A 16514-nucleotide genomic window follows, 5' to 3' on the forward strand; every position below is an offset into this window, starting at 1 on the left:
AAAACCAAGCCAGTCGGCTTGGTTTTTGTTTATAGACACTCCCAGAAAGAGATATGTTTGTCGTAAAAGTCTGGATAGTTTTCTCTTATGTGGCTAGCCATTATATAATAAAAAGTAGAATGACAAGAAGTAATGATTGGCGTAAGAGAGGAAAATCGCTGATAACTGGTGAAGACTAAAAGGATCAATAACAGAAGATCAACTGAGAGAATCCCTAAGTAGTAGAGGCGAATTTTTTTGTTAATCTGAGGATAAATCTCAGAGAAATGATGTTTGAGTCGGACAACCAAGCGAAATAGCAGCAGTCCTTGAGAAAGGATAAAAATAAAACCAGAGAGCAGGAGCCAGTCTACAGAGGGATCGGTTTTGGAGATAAAAATTGCTAATAGTAGCAAATCGCTGACTGCAATGGTTGCAAAATGGATTCTAAAGAGTTTTTTCATAAGACGCCTCCCCTCTTTTCTCTAACTTCATTCTACACCAAACGAATGGGACTTACAACTAAAATAATAAAAAATCCCTGAAAGAAGTTTCTTTCAGGAATAAGGGGTTAGTTGATTTTTTCGACATAGAGTTGTTTGGCGATATCGATGCTAACTTGGAGGTCTTCACCTTTGTTGACCAGTGTAAAAGTATTGGAAAAATTATCAAACTGTTTGACTTGGAGTTGGTCACCGATATGAATTTCATGCTTTTCTAAGTATTTGAGTAGATCAAAGCTATCATGAACCCGAGTCAGGAGATAGGTTCCAGCCTCTTTAGTATCTGCTAGAGGTAGGTTGTTGATCTCAACCAAGAGTTCTCCTTTAGCAGGAATAGTTCCACCATGGGGGCAGGTTTGAGGGAAACCAAGCAGTTTATCCAGTCTCTTTACAAATAGGTCAGAGACAGTGTGCTCTAGGACCTCAGCTTCTTCGTGGATTTGATCGCTAGTATAGTCTAGATGGTGAACTAGAAAGACTTCAATCAAACGGTGTTTACGATAGAGCTCAGAGACCAGTTTGAGGCCAATATCTGTCAATAGATAGCCATTCTCCTTATCCTTGAGGATGAGATTTTCACTTTTCATGCGTTTGATCATCTCTGTTACAGCAGGCGGAGAGACCTGCATACGGGCAGCAATTTCTTTGTTGGTGATTTTTTGCATGTCCGTACCGATTTCATAAATACATTTTAAATAATCTTCTTTATTTGGAGTCATTCGTTTCCTCTTGTTCATTCTCTCCATCTAGTATACCAAAAAAAGCTAGATTTCTCTAGCTTTCTGTCATAATGCTTGTGATTTTAGTCTAGTTCTTTAACTGCAGCAATAGCAGCTTCAAAGTCTGGCTCCGTGTTGATATTGTCAACGTATTCTACATAACGGATGACATTGTCAGCATCGAGAACAAAGACGGCACGTGCAAGGAGATGCCATTCGTTAATCAAGAGGGCATAATCACGTCCGAAAGAATGGTCAAAGTAGTCTGAAAGCATGATGGCATTGTCAAGACCTTCAGCCCCGCACCAGCGTCCTTGGGCAAATGGTAGGTCCATAGAAACGGTAAGAACGACGGTGTTGTCAAGGTTGGCAAGTTCTTGGTTGAAGCGACGTGTTTGCGTTGAGCAGACACCAGTATCGATAGAAGGGACAACACTCAAGACTTTTTTCTTTCCATCAAAGTCAGCCAGCGTTTTTTTAGAGAGATCGGTTGTTGTAAGAGAAAAGTCAAGTGCCTTGTCTCCGACTTGCAGTTGTTTACCTGTAAAAGTTACAGGATTTCCGAGAAAAGTGGTCATGAAACTACTCCATTCTTTTTTCTTTTATTTTACCGAGAATTGTCAGATTTTTCCAATGATTTGACCGGAAATTGAAAAAACGCCAATTCGGTGAGAATGACGTTTTTAATGGATTATTTTGACAAACCTTCAGCAATCTTGTCAAGGTTGTATTTCATCATGTTGTAGTAGCTGTCACCTTCTTTACCTTCTTCAGCGATTGAGTCAGTAAAGATTTGTGCGTAAATTGGAATATTTGTGTCTTGTGAAACAGTCTTCATTGGACGGTCATCGACACTTGATTCAACAAAGAGGGATGGAACTTTTGTTTGGCGAAGCTTTTCAACCAAGGTCTTGATTTGTTCCGGTGTTCCTTCTTCTTCTGTGTTGATTTCCCAGATGTAGGCACTTGGAACTCCGTAAGCTTTAGAGAAGTATTTGAAGCATCCTTCGCTGGTTACAATGAGTTTTTTCTCAGCAGGGATATTGTTAAATTTCTCTTTGGCTTCCTTGTCCAGTTTGTCTAGCTTTTCAGTATAGTCTTTGAGATTTTTTTCGTAGAATTCCTTGTTGCTAGGGTCTTTTGCAATCAACTGTTTAGCGATATTTTTAGCAAAGATAATTCCATTTTCAAGGTTGAGCCAAGCGTGTGGGTCTTCTTTGCCTTTCTCGTTTTGACCCTCAAGGTAGATGATGTCTACACCGTCACTAACTGCATAGTAGTCTTTGTTTTCAGTTTTCTTGGCATTTTCGACCAATTTGGTAAACCAAGCATTGCCACCTGTTTCAAGGTTGATACCGTTATAGAAAATGAGGTCAGCCTCAGAAGTTTTCTTTACGTCTTCAGGAAGTGGTTCGTACTCGTGTGGGTCTTGACCAACAGGAACGATACTATGAAGATCAATCTTGTCACCAGCGATATTTTTAGTAATATCAGCAATGATAGAGTTAGTCGCTACAACCTTTAGTTTTTGGTTTGTAGATGCTGTATCTTTTTTCCCACTAGCACAGGCAGCTAATCCAATGATAGAAAGAAAAAGAACGAGCAATGTACCTAATTTTTTCATTAGATTCCTCCAGAAGGGTTTCCCCTTATTTATTGATTTTTTTATTTTTTAGTTTCAAGTATCGTTGCTTTGGAGAGATAAAGAAACTGATTAAGAAGAAGCTGGCAGATGTGAGCACGATGCTGGATCCTGCTGCGAGGTTGAAGCTATAGCCGATAAAGAGTCCCAAAACAGAAGCGGTTGCCCCTAGGGTTGATGAAAGAAAAATCATGCTCTTTAGGCTATTCGCATAAAGGTAAGCCGTCGCAGCTGGGGTGATCAACATGGCCACGATAAGAATCGTTCCAACACTTTGCATGGCAGTGACTGACACAAGGGTCAAGAGCACCATGAGTAGATAGTGATAGAAATTAACAGGCATTCCCATGGCTTTAGCCAAAAGCTCGTCAAAGGATGTAATCAATAGTTGTTTAAAGAAAATCCCGATAATCAAGAGAATCAATGCCCCCACACCAATGGTGATCCACATGTCCGTATCTTGGACAGCGAGGATATTCCCAAAAAGGATATGGAAGAGGTCTGTCGAACTCTTGGCAACACTAATCAAGATGACACCTAAGGCTAAGAAAGATGAAAAGGTAATACCAATGGCAGTGTCACTCTTGATGATAGAGTTACCCTTGATGTAGGTAATGATGATGGAAGCCATCAAGCCAAAGATGATCGCTCCAATAAAGAAATCAATTCCCAGGATAAAGGAAAGGGCTACGCCGGGCAAAACTGCGTGAGAGATGGCATCCCCCATGAGAGACATTCCACGTAAGATGATAAAACATCCCACGGCTCCAGCAACCACCCCGATGACTATAGCTGTTATCAGGGCATTTTGTAGGAAATGGAAATGTTGCAATCCATCGATAAATTCTACTATCATAGGTCACCTCCATTAAAGAAGAGCTTACTACCATAAGCTTTTTTGAGATTGACTTCGGTAAAGGTTTCTTCAGTTGAACCAATAGCAACCAATTCTCGATTGAGAAGCATAACTTGGTCGAAATAATGAGGGACTTTGCTGAGGTCATGATGGACGATGAGAACTGTTTTACCAGCTTTTTTAAGGTCTCTCAGTGTATTCATGATAATCTCTTCACTGATCGAGTCAATCCCGACAAAAGGCTCATCTAAAAAGATGTAGTCAGCTTCCTGCACTAAGCAGCGGGCAATCAAAACACGTTGGAATTGTCCTCCAGAGAGCTGACTGATTTGGCGATCAGCATAGTCTGAGAGTCCAACGATTTCAAGTGCATCCGCCACTTTTTTCCAGTGGCTGGCCTTTAAAGTGTGGAAGAGCGGGATAGATGGATAGAGTCCCAGTGAGACACATTCCTTGACCTTGATAGGGAAATTGTAGTCGATATGGATTTTTTGCTCGACATAGGCAACTCGATGTAAAGATTTCTTGACTTCTTTGTCATCGAGAAAGGCCTGACCTTCGTGTGGGATAATTCCCAACATACTTTTTAATAAAGTTGATTTTCCAGCACCGTTTGGACCAATAATTCCGGTAATAGTTGGTCCGTGGAGCACTAGTGAAATATCCTTTAGTGCCAACGTTTCTTTGTAGGAGACACTGAGGTTTTCGATACGTATCATACAGTTATTTTCCTCCTGTCTTTTAATATACATTAAAAAAAAAATTAAGTCAAGTTAATTTTTAAAAAATTTAAAATAATAACTGAAAAATGAAGAAAAAAGAGAGACCATTTTTAATTGCATTCCCAAGTGTTTTTTGCTAAGCTAAGAATAAGTGAAAAAATGAAAGCGAGAACAAGATGACACGTTATCAAGACGATTTTTATGATGCAATCAATGGAGAATGGGAAAAAACAGCTGTTATTCCAGCTGATAAATCTCGAACAGGTGGCTTTATTGACCTTGATGAGGAAATTGAAGAGTTAATGCTGGCAACTACGGACAAGTGGTTGGAAGGCGAAGATGTTCCAGAGGACGCTATCCTCGCAAATTTTGTTAAGTACCATCGTATGGTACGTGATTTTGATAAGAGGGATGCAGATGGAATCAAGCCTGTCCTTCCTCTGCTCAAGGAATACCAAGATTTGGAGAGCTTTGCAGATTTTACCAGCAAACTGGCAGAGTTTGAACTAGCAGGTAAACCAAACTTCCTTCCATTTGGAGTATCACCAGACTTTATGGATGCCAGAACCAATGTTCTCTGGGCAAGTGCACCAGGAACTATCTTGCCAGATACAACCTACTATGCTGAAGACCATCCTCAACGTGAGGAGCTCTTGACGCTTTGGAAGGAAAGTAGCGCAAATCTTCTCAAAGCCTATGATTTTTCAGATGAGGAAATCGAAGACTTACTAGAGAAGAGATTGGAATTGGACCGTCGTATCGCAGCAGTGGTTCTTTCAAACGAAGAAAGTTCAGAATATGCCAAACTCTACCATCCATACGCTTATGAAGATTTCAAGAAATTTGCCCCTGCCCTACCTTTGGATGATTTCTTCCAAGCAGTTCTTGGACAAACTCCAGATAAGGTTATCGTAGATGAGGAACGTTTCTGGCAAGCAGCAGACCAATTTTATAGTGAAGAAGCGTGGCCTTTGCTTAAGGCAACCTTGATTTTGGCTGTGGTCAATCTTTCAACCAGCTATCTCACAGACGAGATTCGTGTCCTATCAGGTGCCTATGGACGTGCCCTTTCAGGTGTTCCAGAAGCTCAGGACAAGGTCAAGGCAGCCTATCACTTGGCCCAAGGTCCCTTTAAGCAAGCCCTTGGTCTCTGGTATGCGCATGAAAAATTCTCCCCAGAAGCTAAGGCAGACGTAGAGAAAAAAGTGGCGACTATGATTGATGTTTATAAGGAACGTTTGGCTAAGAATGACTGGCTCACTCCTGAAACGCGTGATAAGGCTATTGTCAAACTCAATGTCATCAAGCCTTATATCGGTTATCCAGAGGAATTGCCAGCCCGCTACAAGGACAAGGTAGTGGACGAAACTGCCAGTCTCTTTGAGAATGCCCTAGCCTTTGCGCGTGTGGAAATCAAGCACAGCTGGAGCAAGTGGAACCAGCCAGTTGACTACAAGGAGTGGGGCATGCCAGCACACATGGTTAATGCCTACTACAATCCTCAGAAGAACTTGATTGTTTTCCCAGCGGCCATTTTACAGGCTCCATTCTATGATTTGCACCAGTCATCTTCTGCTAACTATGGTGGTATTGGTGCTGTTATTGCCCACGAGATTTCTCATGCCTTCGACACAAATGGCGCTTCTTTTGATGAAAATGGTAGCCTCAAGGATTGGTGGACAGAGAGTGACTATGCTGCCTTTAAAGAAAAAACGCAGAAAGTTATCGACCAGTTTGATGGACAAGAATCTTACGGAGCAACGATTAATGGGAAACTAACCGTGTCTGAAAACGTTGCCGACTTGGGAGGAATTGCTGCAGCCCTTGAAGCTGCTAAGAGAGAACCAGACTTCTCTGCTGAAGAATTCTTCCACAACTTTGCTCGTATCTGGCGCATGAAAGGCCGTCCTGAGTTGATGAAACTTATGGCCAGTGTCGATGTGCACGCGCCTGCCAAACTCCGTGTCAATGTGCAAGTACCTAACTTCGATGACTTCTTTACAACCTATGATGTCAAAGAAGGCGATGGTATGTGGCGTTCACCAGAGGACCGTGTGATTATTTGGTAAAGTGAGTCCTAAATCAAGTATCATTTTGAAGTGAGTGACTCATATTTGAAGTTTATCCATCTGAAAATAAAGTGCTATCGAGGTTAATATGAAGAAATTTTTAATGATGCTTTCAGCTATTTTTTCGATTTCAGTTTTGGCATCTTGTGGTCTCAATAAAAATAATAGCAATACAGAATCTTCATCTACATTATCATCTGTATCCAAAGATGATAAGACTAGTACATCAACAGAAGAAAAGACTGAAAATACAAGCGACTCGTCAACCAAGGCATCACAATCAACTGCTGAAAATAAGAAGGAAACTGGTCGAGATTTGTATAAAGATGTGATTGAACGCTATAATCACTATACAGAGCTTTTAAAACAAGGTAATAGAAAAGATCTCGCAGAGGAAATCAAACAAAATAATATTGCTTCAGAGGAATATGGCATGATTTTCTCTCGAATGGATTATCAAAATGCACCAGACTTTAAATATGCCCTTGTTGATTTGAATAAGGATGGGCAAGACGAGTTGATTATTGGGGATGAAAAATTTGTTTCAGCCATTTACTACTTGGAAAATCACAAACCTAGTTTACTTCATACAGCATATGTACCTTCTGCAGGTGGTTTTCGCTCAGGCTTTGTTATTTACGAAAATGGTCAAGTCTCTTATGCAGACTGGCAGTCAACTCGTCCAGAAATGAACCTGGCTCTATATTCATTTGATAAAAATGGAGTACAGAAGGTTAAAGAAGCAACTATTCAAATCGGTGGCAACGAAAAAGCAGAGCAAGTTTTAGATATTTCTTCTGAAAAGCTTGAGTTGTCTAACCTTGAATGGAAAGAATTGAATCCAGCTAATTAGTTTTGAATTACTTTTCTAGTCAATATTGATTCTTCTGAGCAAATATTAACATAAAAATAGAAGCTACAAAAAAACCAAGGAAATTATCCTTGGTTTTTTGTTTGCTAGAAAAAGGGATTAAAGGATTTTTCGTGAGCGATGGTCGTAGCTGGCCCATGCCCTGGATAGACATCGTAGTTAGTAAGAGTGAAGAGTTGAGTCTGGACACTATGGAGAAGTTGTTCCATGCTACCAGTTGGCAAATCTGTCCGACCAATGGTTTCTCGGAATAGAGCATCTCCCGTCAAGACTAGATGAGCATCAGGAAAGACCAGGGAAACACCGCCAATAGAGTGCCCTGGGGTTGGTAGAACTGTAAAACGAAACTCTTCGATCTGGTATTCCTCATGAAAGACAAAGGTGTGTTCAGCTGGTTTGCAGATGACATCAGCCATATCATCATGACGAGGTAGGCCAGAGAGATTGTCAACGGGAGTATAGAGCCAGCTGGCTTCACTTTCTGCTACATAAACGGGGGGATTTCCAAAAGTGTCACGAACCAAGTCCAGACTCATAATATGGTCGTAGTGGGTGTGGGTCAGGAGAATCGCGCAGACTGGTTTGTTGATTTTCTCGATAGTCTTGCGAATAGCTTCCCAATGGCTACCTGGGTCAACCACAATCAGGTGTTGGTCTCCTTCCAGATAATAAGTGTTTTCATAGGCAATGGGATTCACGGTTTTATGGATTTTCATACTGGCTCCAATCTCAAAGAATGTACTGATATCAGTATAACACAGAAGAGAAGGCTTAGGGTATCAGAAAGTCTTTTTCTACCTTAACGATTTTTCCATGCTTGGTAGCGGGTGTCAATCAAGAGTTGGGTTAAGCGTCCCATGGTTTCTCTTTCTTCGGGAGTGAGGGATTGGGCTTGGACAAAGAGATGGTGAATGTGTTCAATGACCTTGAAGGAAGAAAGATCGTTGATAGAGGAGATGCCTGCATCAAGAATGATTCCAAAAAAGAGGTCGAAGTAGAGCTGTAGTTCCGTATCAGGGACTGTCTCCACCCATTCCTTGAAGGTAGTATCAACTTGCTGGCTGTCACTATTGGTCTCATCCAGTTGGACAAAGTGTTTGTTTTCAACTTGCCAACTAAAGGTGTCATGCTGGGCGATACCACCTAGGGCAGTGCTGCGAACAACGATTTTTTTATCAGGGATTTCCAGCATCATACCGATGATAGAACCTTGTGGGACAAATACTTTCGTTCTTTCCATCATGTTTTGATAGCCTGGCGTTTTGGTCAGTTCCTTGTGAAGCCCAGGAGAATCAAAAGTATAGACAGCGATAATGTTTTTCTGTAAGTTTGGATCAAGTTGACTGGCAGCATAGACGGCTAGGTTGCCCCCTTTTGAGTGTCCTGCTAGGATAACCTTTTGCTTAGGATGTTGGGCAAAAAAGTCTTGTAAATACTGGAGGGCATGTTTTTGAGCTGGGATTTCCTTCATATAGGTCATATGGAAATCTTCTTTCCAACCGATGATACTATCATCCGTCCCACGAAAAACAAGCAAATAAGTATCGAGACTGATACGATAAGTCATAGCCGCAAACTGTTTTTGCAATTCAGGGTCAATATCATTGATAAAGTCTGAGAGCTTGCAATTTTTAAAACGTTTGTGTTGAGCGAGCTGATCCAATAACTGGATGCGGTTTTTGCTAGTCAGCATCGTCGTTTCTCTAGGGATTTGAGGTGCTAGATCTATGAGGCGCTGGGGTTCTTGGGTGACTACACCATCAAAAGCAAGGTAGGTTAATTCAGTCAAGGCAAGAACATCTAACTCATTCACGGGGAGGTCATAAAAGGAATCGTATGCTACATCATTCAAGTAGTCAAAAATATTGGCCATAAAAGCTCCTTTCTCTATGTCTATCCTATCACATTTACCTAGAATTAGCTAGTAGGCTTGTTGGAATGACCTAGTAGGGTTTGATTGAAATACATAGAAGATAGATTGCTCCTATTTCAAACCTCTAAACGAGCTTACTTGTATGTTTTTGCTATCAATCCCATTTTCCTTTAAAAAATTCTTCATCTCATTTACATCATCAGGCTGACCTGTGATGAGATAGCTGGCTTGATTGCCGTATTCATCAATAGCACGTTTTAAAAATTCTTGACTTTGAGAAAGTTCATCGTTAGTTTTATAAGTAAAATTCGGTGTTTTTTGAGCTAGTTCTTTCATCTCTTTATCAAAAATAGTTACTCCTTTGTCAAAATGATTGAGAATAATCGGGCATTTACCAGCCCACTCTTTGACAAGCGGGCGTAGAGCAGAAATACCAACATCAGATGCAAAGCAAACTAGTGGCTGATTCGTATCTTTAACGGTCAAAGAGGAATCCAGCCAACTCATCTCAATCTCACTGCCAGCCGGTAAATGTGTCAAGGTTTCCTTAAAGAGGCTACCACTATTATGAGTTAAAATGAGAATTTCATCTTCATCAGGTGTGGAGGCAATGGTTAGCCATCGACTAGATTGATTCCCTTTATCTTCATTTTTTCTAGTAGTAGACGAGGTGTCAGGGAGTGTAAACTTAGCATAAGCCCCAGCTTTCCAGATTTGATGACTCGGTTTTGTGATATGAATTAAATATAGATCTCCGCTGGGGTTTTCGATGGATTTTATCGATAATGTCTGGCTTCGTCCAAGATAAGCGATGGCACCCCAAATTATAAGGCTTAGGACTCCAAGTGTAGATAGAATGATAATGAACATTTTTTTACCTCTTTTCATTTTTTATGACTCCTATTCTTAATTTTATGAATGAACTTTAAAAAAATTCATTCATATTTTTCCAAAAAATAAAGAAATCCATTCTTTATTTTAGAACTCCTTTAATGAAGTTGGTTGCAAGTATTTCAACGGTCTTGCCAATATCTGGAAAATCTTTTTCCGTGATATGCATATCCATGTAGTAAAACAGGTTGTAAACTTGTAAGATATCTTGAATCTTTTCTGGCGAGTACCCTTCAGCCTGCATACGATTTGTAAAAGTTTTAACTAGAAACTGATGAAATGGATTTGCGACTTTGCCTTCCTCCGAGGAATAGTAGCTGTGCAACTCATCTGCTATGGCAGGATTGTACCATTCTGCAAGGATTTTATTGGAAGAAACGAGAGTTCTGGACTGAGCAAATAGTTGACCAATGAGGTCGATCATGTCAATTTCCCAATCCAGTTCTTCGATCATAGCTTGGCGAACACGGTTGTTTTCATCTATATAGATGTCTAGAAAAATGGCTTCTTTACTCTCGTAATAGTTATAAAAAGAACCAACTGCAACACCAGCTTGCCTAGCAATTTCTGAAATTCCTGTTGCCTTGTAACCTTTTTTCGAAAAAACTTCATAGGCTGCTGTCTTTAAAGCTTGTTTTTTGTCCAATATGATTTAGCCTCCTTTGTTTTATGAATGAATAAACCGATTTGTTCATTCATATTCTAACAAATCATGGCTAGCTTGTCAATAAGAAGGCTAGATCTATTAAATAAGTGAAAGAAACGCTAACCAAATGAACACAAAAGGAAAATATAGGATAAGGCTGGAACTATACTTAAAAATAAGGTATGATATCAGTGGGAATGTTCTCTATATAGCATCTGTTTACTGATCTGGATTTGTGGGGAATAGGCTGCTAAATAGTATGAGACACTGATCCGTAGATCTGATATAAAGGGTTTTGATACTTTGAGAAATAGCAAAGGAGGAGCGCATGCACAAGATTTTACTAGTAGAGGATGACCAAGTCATTCGGCAACAAGTGGGAAAACTACTCTCTGAGTGGGGATTTGAGGTCGTTTTGGTAGAGGATTTTATGGAAGTATTGAGTCTCTTTGTCCAGTCGGAGCCACATTTGGTCCTCATGGATATTGGTCTGCCACTCTTTAATGGTTATCACTGGTGCCAGGAGATTCGTAAAATTTCCAAGGTACCTATCATGTTTCTGTCTTCGAGAGATCAGGCTATGGATATCGTCATGGCAATCAATATGGGAGCGGATGACTTTGTAACTAAGCCTTTTGACCAGCAGGTCCTCCTTGCCAAGATTCAAGGTTTATTGCGCCGTTCCTATGAGTTTGGGCGGGATGAAAGTTTGCTAGAGTATGCGGGTGTGATCCTCAATACCAAGTCTATGGACCTGCATTATCAGGGGGAAGTTCTGAGTTTGACTAAGAATGAATTTCAAATTTTGCGGGTCTTGTTTGAACATGCGGGCAATATCGTGGCGCGTGATGACTTGATGAGAGAACTCTGGAATAGCGACTTTTTCATCGATGACAATACCTTGTCTGTCAACGTTGCTCGCCTGCGCAAAAAGTTGGAGGAGCAAGGCTTAGCAGGCTTTATCGAAACCAAGAAAGGGATAGGATACGGACTGAAACATGCTTGATTGGAAATCATTTTTTCTAGCCTATCTGCGTTCTCGCAGTCGCATCTTTGTCTATATTTTTTCGTTGGGATTTCTTGTTCTTCTCTTTCAGTTTCTGTTTGCTAGTCTAGGATCTTATTTTCTTTATTTTTTGCTGCTCAGTAGTTTTTTGACCGTTTTATTTTTGGCTTGGGATATATTTGCAGAAGCTCAGGTTTACCGTCAGGAAATTCTCTATGCTGAGAGAAATCCCAAGTCTCCTCTGGAATGTGCGCTGGCTGAGAAACTTGAAGAGCGTGAGTCTGAATTGTATCAAAAGAAGTCGGAAGCCCAAAGCAAGCTGACGGATTTGCTTGATTACTATACCTTGTGGGTTCACCAGATCAAGACCCCCATTGCGGCGAGTCGTCTCTTGGTAGCAGAAGTCTCTGATCGGGAGGTCAAGCAGCAGCTGGAACAGGAAATTTTCAAGATTGACTCCTATACCAATCTGGTTTTGCAGTACTTGCGTTTAGAGAGTTTTCACGATGACTTGGTCTTTGAAAAGGTTCAAGTGGAGGACTTGGTCAAGGAGATGGTTCGTAAATACGCACTTTTCTTTATCCAGAAGGGGCTGACGGTCAATCTACATGATTTAGACAAAACCATCGTGACCGATAAGAAGTGGTTATTGGTCGTCATTGAGCAAATCATCTCAAACAGTCTCAAATACACCAAGGAAGGTGGACTAGAGATCTATATGGAAGATCAGGAGCTCTGTATCAAGGATACGGGAATCGGGATTAAAAACAGCGATGTTCTCCGAGTCTTTGAACGTGGGTTTTCAGGCTATAATGGTCGTCTAACCCAGCAGTCATCTGGACTTGGACTTTATCTATCTAAGAAAATTTCTGAAGAACTGGGTCACCAGATTCGCATCGAGTCTGAGGTCGGAAAAGGAACAATCGTACGCATCAAATTCGCTGAAGTGAAGCTCGTTATTGAGTAAACATAGATGAGAAAAAGCCTCCGAATGGAGGCTTTTGTGTTAATTACTTATTTCTCAACGCGTGATTTGTTGGCGATATCAGCCAGGATAGATTCAACAAAGTCATCAACTGAGACAGTGTGTGTTTCTTTTTGGCCGTAGCGGCGAACGTTGACTGTTCCGTCTTCCATTTCCTTATCCCCAACGATCAATTGGTAAGGAATCTTGCTGGTTTGTGAAGCACGAATCTTGAACTGCATTTTTTCATTGCGCTCATCTACGTCTGCACGGACACCACGGTCACGGAGTTTCTTGGCTACTTCCCATGCGTAGTCCACATGTTTTTCGTTGGATACTGGGATGAGGGTCACTTGATGTGGTGCAAGCCATGTTGGGAAGGCACCCTTGTAGTTCTCAATCAAGATAGCTGTAAAGCGTTCCATAGTTGAGATAACCCCACGGTGGATCATGACTGGACGGTGTTCCTCACCATCTGCTCCAACATATTTGAGGTCGAAGCGTTCTGGAAGCAAGAAGTCGAGCTGGATAGTAGAAAGGGTTTCTTCTTTTCCGAGAGCTGTCTTAACTTGGATATCCAATTTTGGTCCGTAGAAGGCTGCTTCACCTTCAGCTTCAAAGTAGTCCAGTTCCATATCATCCATAGCTGCTTTCAACATGCGTTGTGCATTTTCCCACATCTCATCGTTGTCAAAGTATTTGTGTTTATCTTCTGGGTCACGATAAGACAAGCGGAAACGGTAATCTGTCAAATTAAAGTCTTCATACACGTCGATAATCAATTGAAGAATTTTCTTGAATTCTTCCTCAATTTGTTCTGGAGCTACAAAAGTATGACCATCATTTAGGGACATTTCGCGTACACGTTGAAGGCCTGTAAGGGCGCCAGATTTTTCATATCGGTGCATCATGCCAATCTCAGCGATACGGATTGGTAATTCACGGTATGAGTGTACATGGTGTTTATAAACTTCGATATGGTGAGGACAGTTCATTGGGCGGAGGACAAACTCTTCACCGTCTCCCATGTCCATAGTTGGGAACATATCTTCACGGTAGTGATCCCAGTGACCAGAAGTTTTATAGAGTTCCACGGAGGCAATTGGTGGAGTGTAGACGTGTTGGTAGCCTGCAGCGATTTCCTTGTCGACAATGTAGCGTTCCAATTCACGACGGATAGTCGCTCCGTTTGGTAACCAGAATGGTAAACCTTGTCCGACTTCTTGTGAAATCATGAAGAGGTCAAGCTCTTTACCGAGTTTACGGTGGTCACGTTCCTTGGCTTCTTCACGCATTTGAAGGTAGTTCTTCAAGTCTTTCTTGTCAAACCAAGCTGTACCGTAGATTCGTTGCATCATCGCGTTGTCGCTATTTCCACGCCAGTAGGCACCAGCTACGTTGAGCAGGTGGAAGACTTGGATACGACCTGTTGATGGGACGTGAGGACCACGGCAGAGGTCCACGTATTCGCCCTGACGGTAGATAGTCAAACCGCCTTCGTCTTCTGAGTGTTCTTCAATCAATTCCAACTTGTAAGGGTCGTTCTTGAAGATTTCACGTGCCTCGTCTTTAGTCACTTCTTCACGGATTGATGGGAAGTTTTCTTTGACGATTTTTTGCATTTCTTCTTCGATACGAGGAAGGTCTTCGTTGGAGATTTGACCAGCCTGATTGTCCGTATCATAGTAGAAACCATCTTCGATAGCTGGACCTACACCCAAATGAATATCTGGGAAGAGGCGACGAGCTGCTTGGGCAAACAAGTGAGCAGCTGAGTGACGCAAGATTGGAAGGGCATCTTCGTGATCAGGTGTCACGATTTCGATGCTTCCATCTTCAGTGATAGCACGAGTCGTGTCGATGAGTTTGCCGTTAAATTTACCAGCCAAGGCTTTTTTAGCCAAGGAATTGCTGATAGATTGGGCAATTTCAAAAGTTGTTACGCCAGATTCGAATTCACGAACAGCGCCATCTGGGAAAGTAATCTTAATCATGGTTTTCTCCTTATAAAGTTTTTATTAGCCTAGTTATAGTAAAGGTGCCCTTGAAATATAAATAGAAATTCCTTTTGATTTTTCGTTAATAAATCAAAAAGCGACATCCATAAAAGGACGTCGCAACGTGGTTCCACCTTCATTTATGTTCCTCAAAAAGAGGGACACCTCAGATTGGCTTTAACGTAGCCACCGTTTTATGTTTGCATAAAAGTCAGTAGAGTAGTATCAATTTAGGCTTTCTATGCGTTTCCAGCAACCACGCACTCTCTAGTAGAAAGGGACTAAGTGACTTGTCTCTATGCATTATTATAGCATGATTGCGAGAATTTTCAAGGTTTTTGTATAATTTTTTTGTTTTTCTCTCTTTGGAAGACATGCTTGATACCCATGCCAGCAGCCAAGCCAAGTAGGGCAAAGAGTTCATAGGCTAGGAAGTAAAGCAGGATGAACTCACCAAAGGTGATGATGGTAAAGCAAAAGACCAGACCAATACCGAGCAGCCACCACAGTGAGAATTGGAAACGGTAGCTATAAAGAAGAGACACGATGAAGGTTGCCAAAGGTGAAAAGAGGATGATGTTGTAAATGTAAAGCCCTTTCAGCGTATAAGGATCAGATATCAGCAGTAAAAGCAACTCATAGAGGGGCCAGTAAAAGAAGAATATGACAAGGTAGTATGGGATATACTTAAGATAGTTCCGCATGGCAATAGTCCTCCAATCTGCAAAAATAGAGAGATGTTGAAGACCACGTAATCCTAAATGAAGGGGAGCTCTCTATTTATATTATAGCACGTATTGGAAGCTCTTACAAGTTGATCAGGTAAGCAGTGATAGTGATTTTTTGGAGTGTTTTCTGCTATAATACTAACAGAAGAAGTAAGAGGAAATGAGGAGAAAGAATGACGAAAATAGCAGTTCTTTCAGATATACATGGGAATACGACAGCCTTGGAGGCTGTACTGGCTGATGCTGAAAAGGCAAAGGTAGATGAGTACTGGCTTTTGGGGGATATTCTTATGCCGGGAACGGGGCGTAGAAGGATTTTGAATCTCTTAGCTAGCTTGCCCATCACTGCAAGAGTGCTGGGAAATTGGGAGAATAGTCTCTGGCGTGGTTTGCATCGCAAGCTAGATCCTACAAAAGCGAGTCATCGTTATCTCTTGCGCCAAAGTCAGTACATCTTAGAAGAAATTAGCCCTAAAGAAATCGAAGACCTCCACAATCAACCCATGCAAGTTCATCGTCAGTTTGGTGATTTGACGGTAGGAATCACTCACCATCTCCCTGATAAAAACTGGGGTAGGGAGTTGATTCATACGGGAAAACAAGAAGATTTTGATAGATTGGTGACGGAGCCGTATGCTTCTATCGCAGTGTATGGGCATATCCACCAACAGTTTCTTCGTTACGGAAGTGACGGACAGTTGATTCTTAATCCAGGTTCGATTGGGCAACCCTTCTTTTTAGATGCGCGGTTGCGTAAGGACTTGCGTGCCCAGTATATGATTTTAGAGTTTGATGAAGCAGGTTTGTCTGATGTTGATTTTCGTCGAGTGGATTATGATGTAGAAGCCGAATTGCAGCTGGCTAGGGACTTAAAACTCCCCTATTTCCAGATTTACTATGAAAGTTTGGTAAATGGGATTCACCACACTCATAATCATGGGCTTCTGTCTGAAATCGCCCAAGAACAAGGGCATGATGCTGAGTTGGATGCGTGGCTGGATAGTGGTAATAATTGACATTACAACACAAAAGGGTATAATGGGTATCA

At 41.3% G+C, this 16514-nt stretch carries 17 protein-coding genes; 5 read left to right on the forward strand and 12 right to left on the reverse strand.

The genetic code is table 11. The features are described from left to right. Positions 1–29: 29 nt before the first annotated feature. The 6 genes from ACVBD2_RS02640 to ACVBD2_RS02665 form a co-directional block, all read right to left on the reverse strand. Positions 30–443: a hypothetical protein gene (locus ACVBD2_RS02640; RefSeq protein WP_461686041.1), complete on the reverse strand. Its 414-nt coding sequence runs from the start codon at positions 441–443 to the stop codon at positions 30–32. A 107-nt stretch (positions 444–550) separates the two neighbouring features. Further along, positions 551–1201 carry a metal-dependent transcriptional regulator gene (locus ACVBD2_RS02645; protein ID WP_461686042.1) on the reverse strand — a complete coding sequence of 217 codons (651 nt, stop codon included), beginning with the start codon at positions 1199–1201 and terminating at the stop codon, positions 551–553. Between the two features lie 83 nt (positions 1202–1284). Then, complete coding sequence (tpx, locus tag ACVBD2_RS02650; protein WP_049519287.1) at positions 1285–1779, reverse strand: thiol peroxidase; 495 nt, start codon at positions 1777–1779, stop codon at positions 1285–1287. Positions 1780–1892: 113 nt separating this feature from the next. Next, positions 1893–2825: a metal ABC transporter substrate-binding protein gene (locus ACVBD2_RS02655; RefSeq protein WP_049489570.1), complete on the reverse strand. Its 933-nt coding sequence runs from the start codon at positions 2823–2825 to the stop codon at positions 1893–1895. A gap of 25 nt (positions 2826–2850) precedes the next feature. Further along, the gene (locus ACVBD2_RS02660; protein WP_000634601.1) at positions 2851–3699 is read right to left on the reverse strand and encodes a metal ABC transporter permease; all 849 of its coding nucleotides are present in this window, start codon (positions 3697–3699) and stop codon (positions 2851–2853) included. Next, a complete protein-coding gene (locus ACVBD2_RS02665; RefSeq protein ID WP_000619158.1) occupies positions 3696–4418 on the reverse strand; it encodes a metal ABC transporter ATP-binding protein in 723 nt (240 codons plus the stop codon). The genes ACVBD2_RS02660 and ACVBD2_RS02665 overlap by 4 nt, the downstream gene beginning before the upstream one ends. A 179-nt stretch (positions 4419–4597) precedes the next feature. On the opposite strand from ACVBD2_RS02665, the gene ACVBD2_RS02670 reads away from it, so the two are divergent. Beyond that, positions 4598–6490: a M13 family metallopeptidase gene (locus tag ACVBD2_RS02670; RefSeq protein WP_461686043.1), complete on the forward strand. Its 1893-nt coding sequence runs from the start codon at positions 4598–4600 to the stop codon at positions 6488–6490. 88 nt (positions 6491–6578) lie between these two features. Beyond that, positions 6579–7343: a hypothetical protein gene (locus tag ACVBD2_RS02675; protein ID WP_461686044.1), complete on the forward strand. Its 765-nt coding sequence runs from the start codon at positions 6579–6581 to the stop codon at positions 7341–7343. A 104-nt stretch (positions 7344–7447) separates the two neighbouring features. Here ACVBD2_RS02675 and ACVBD2_RS02680 read toward each other — a convergent pair whose 3' ends face one another. The 4 genes from ACVBD2_RS02680 to ACVBD2_RS02695 form a co-directional block, all read right to left on the reverse strand. Further along, positions 7448–8077 carry an MBL fold metallo-hydrolase gene (locus ACVBD2_RS02680; RefSeq protein WP_461686045.1) on the reverse strand — a complete coding sequence of 210 codons (630 nt, stop codon included), beginning with the start codon at positions 8075–8077 and terminating at the stop codon, positions 7448–7450. 83 nt (positions 8078–8160) lie between these two features. Continuing rightward, positions 8161–9234: a DUF2974 domain-containing protein gene (locus ACVBD2_RS02685; RefSeq protein ID WP_132973604.1), complete on the reverse strand. Its 1074-nt coding sequence runs from the start codon at positions 9232–9234 to the stop codon at positions 8161–8163. Between the two features lie 111 nt (positions 9235–9345). Continuing rightward, a complete protein-coding gene (locus tag ACVBD2_RS02690) occupies positions 9346–10122 on the reverse strand; it encodes a ferredoxin reductase domain-containing protein (protein ID WP_132973606.1) in 777 nt (258 codons plus the stop codon). An 85-nt stretch (positions 10123–10207) separates the two neighbouring features. Beyond that, positions 10208–10777: a TetR/AcrR family transcriptional regulator gene (locus ACVBD2_RS02695; RefSeq protein WP_132973608.1), complete on the reverse strand. Its 570-nt coding sequence runs from the start codon at positions 10775–10777 to the stop codon at positions 10208–10210. 322 nt (positions 10778–11099) lie between these two features. On the opposite strand from ACVBD2_RS02695, the gene ACVBD2_RS02700 reads away from it, so the two are divergent. Together ACVBD2_RS02700 and ACVBD2_RS02705 are read left to right on the forward strand one after the other, a co-directional pair. Beyond that, complete coding sequence (locus ACVBD2_RS02700) at positions 11100–11777, forward strand: response regulator transcription factor (protein ID WP_071851469.1); 678 nt, start codon at positions 11100–11102, stop codon at positions 11775–11777. Next, entirely contained in the window at positions 11770–12744 is a 975-nt protein-coding gene (locus ACVBD2_RS02705) for a sensor histidine kinase (RefSeq protein WP_461686046.1), read from the forward strand. Before ACVBD2_RS02700 ends, ACVBD2_RS02705 begins: the two co-directional genes overlap by 8 nt. 47 nt (positions 12745–12791) lie before the next feature. Here the strand turns inward: ACVBD2_RS02705 and thrS are convergent, their stop codons facing one another. Then, the gene (thrS, locus tag ACVBD2_RS02710) at positions 12792–14735 is read right to left on the reverse strand and encodes a threonine--tRNA ligase (RefSeq protein ID WP_084949155.1); all 1944 of its coding nucleotides are present in this window, start codon (positions 14733–14735) and stop codon (positions 12792–12794) included. A gap of 332 nt (positions 14736–15067) precedes the next feature. Continuing rightward, positions 15068–15442: a hypothetical protein gene (locus ACVBD2_RS02715; RefSeq protein ID WP_461686047.1), complete on the reverse strand. Its 375-nt coding sequence runs from the start codon at positions 15440–15442 to the stop codon at positions 15068–15070. Between the two features lie 197 nt (positions 15443–15639). On the opposite strand from ACVBD2_RS02715, the gene ACVBD2_RS02720 reads away from it, so the two are divergent. Further along, on the forward strand, positions 15640–16482 hold the full coding sequence (locus ACVBD2_RS02720) for a metallophosphoesterase family protein (RefSeq protein WP_461686048.1): 843 nt from the start codon (positions 15640–15642) through the stop codon (positions 16480–16482). Positions 16483–16514: the final 32 nt, after the last annotated feature.

It is taken from the genome of Streptococcus sp. KHUD_018, from assembly GCF_054861215.1.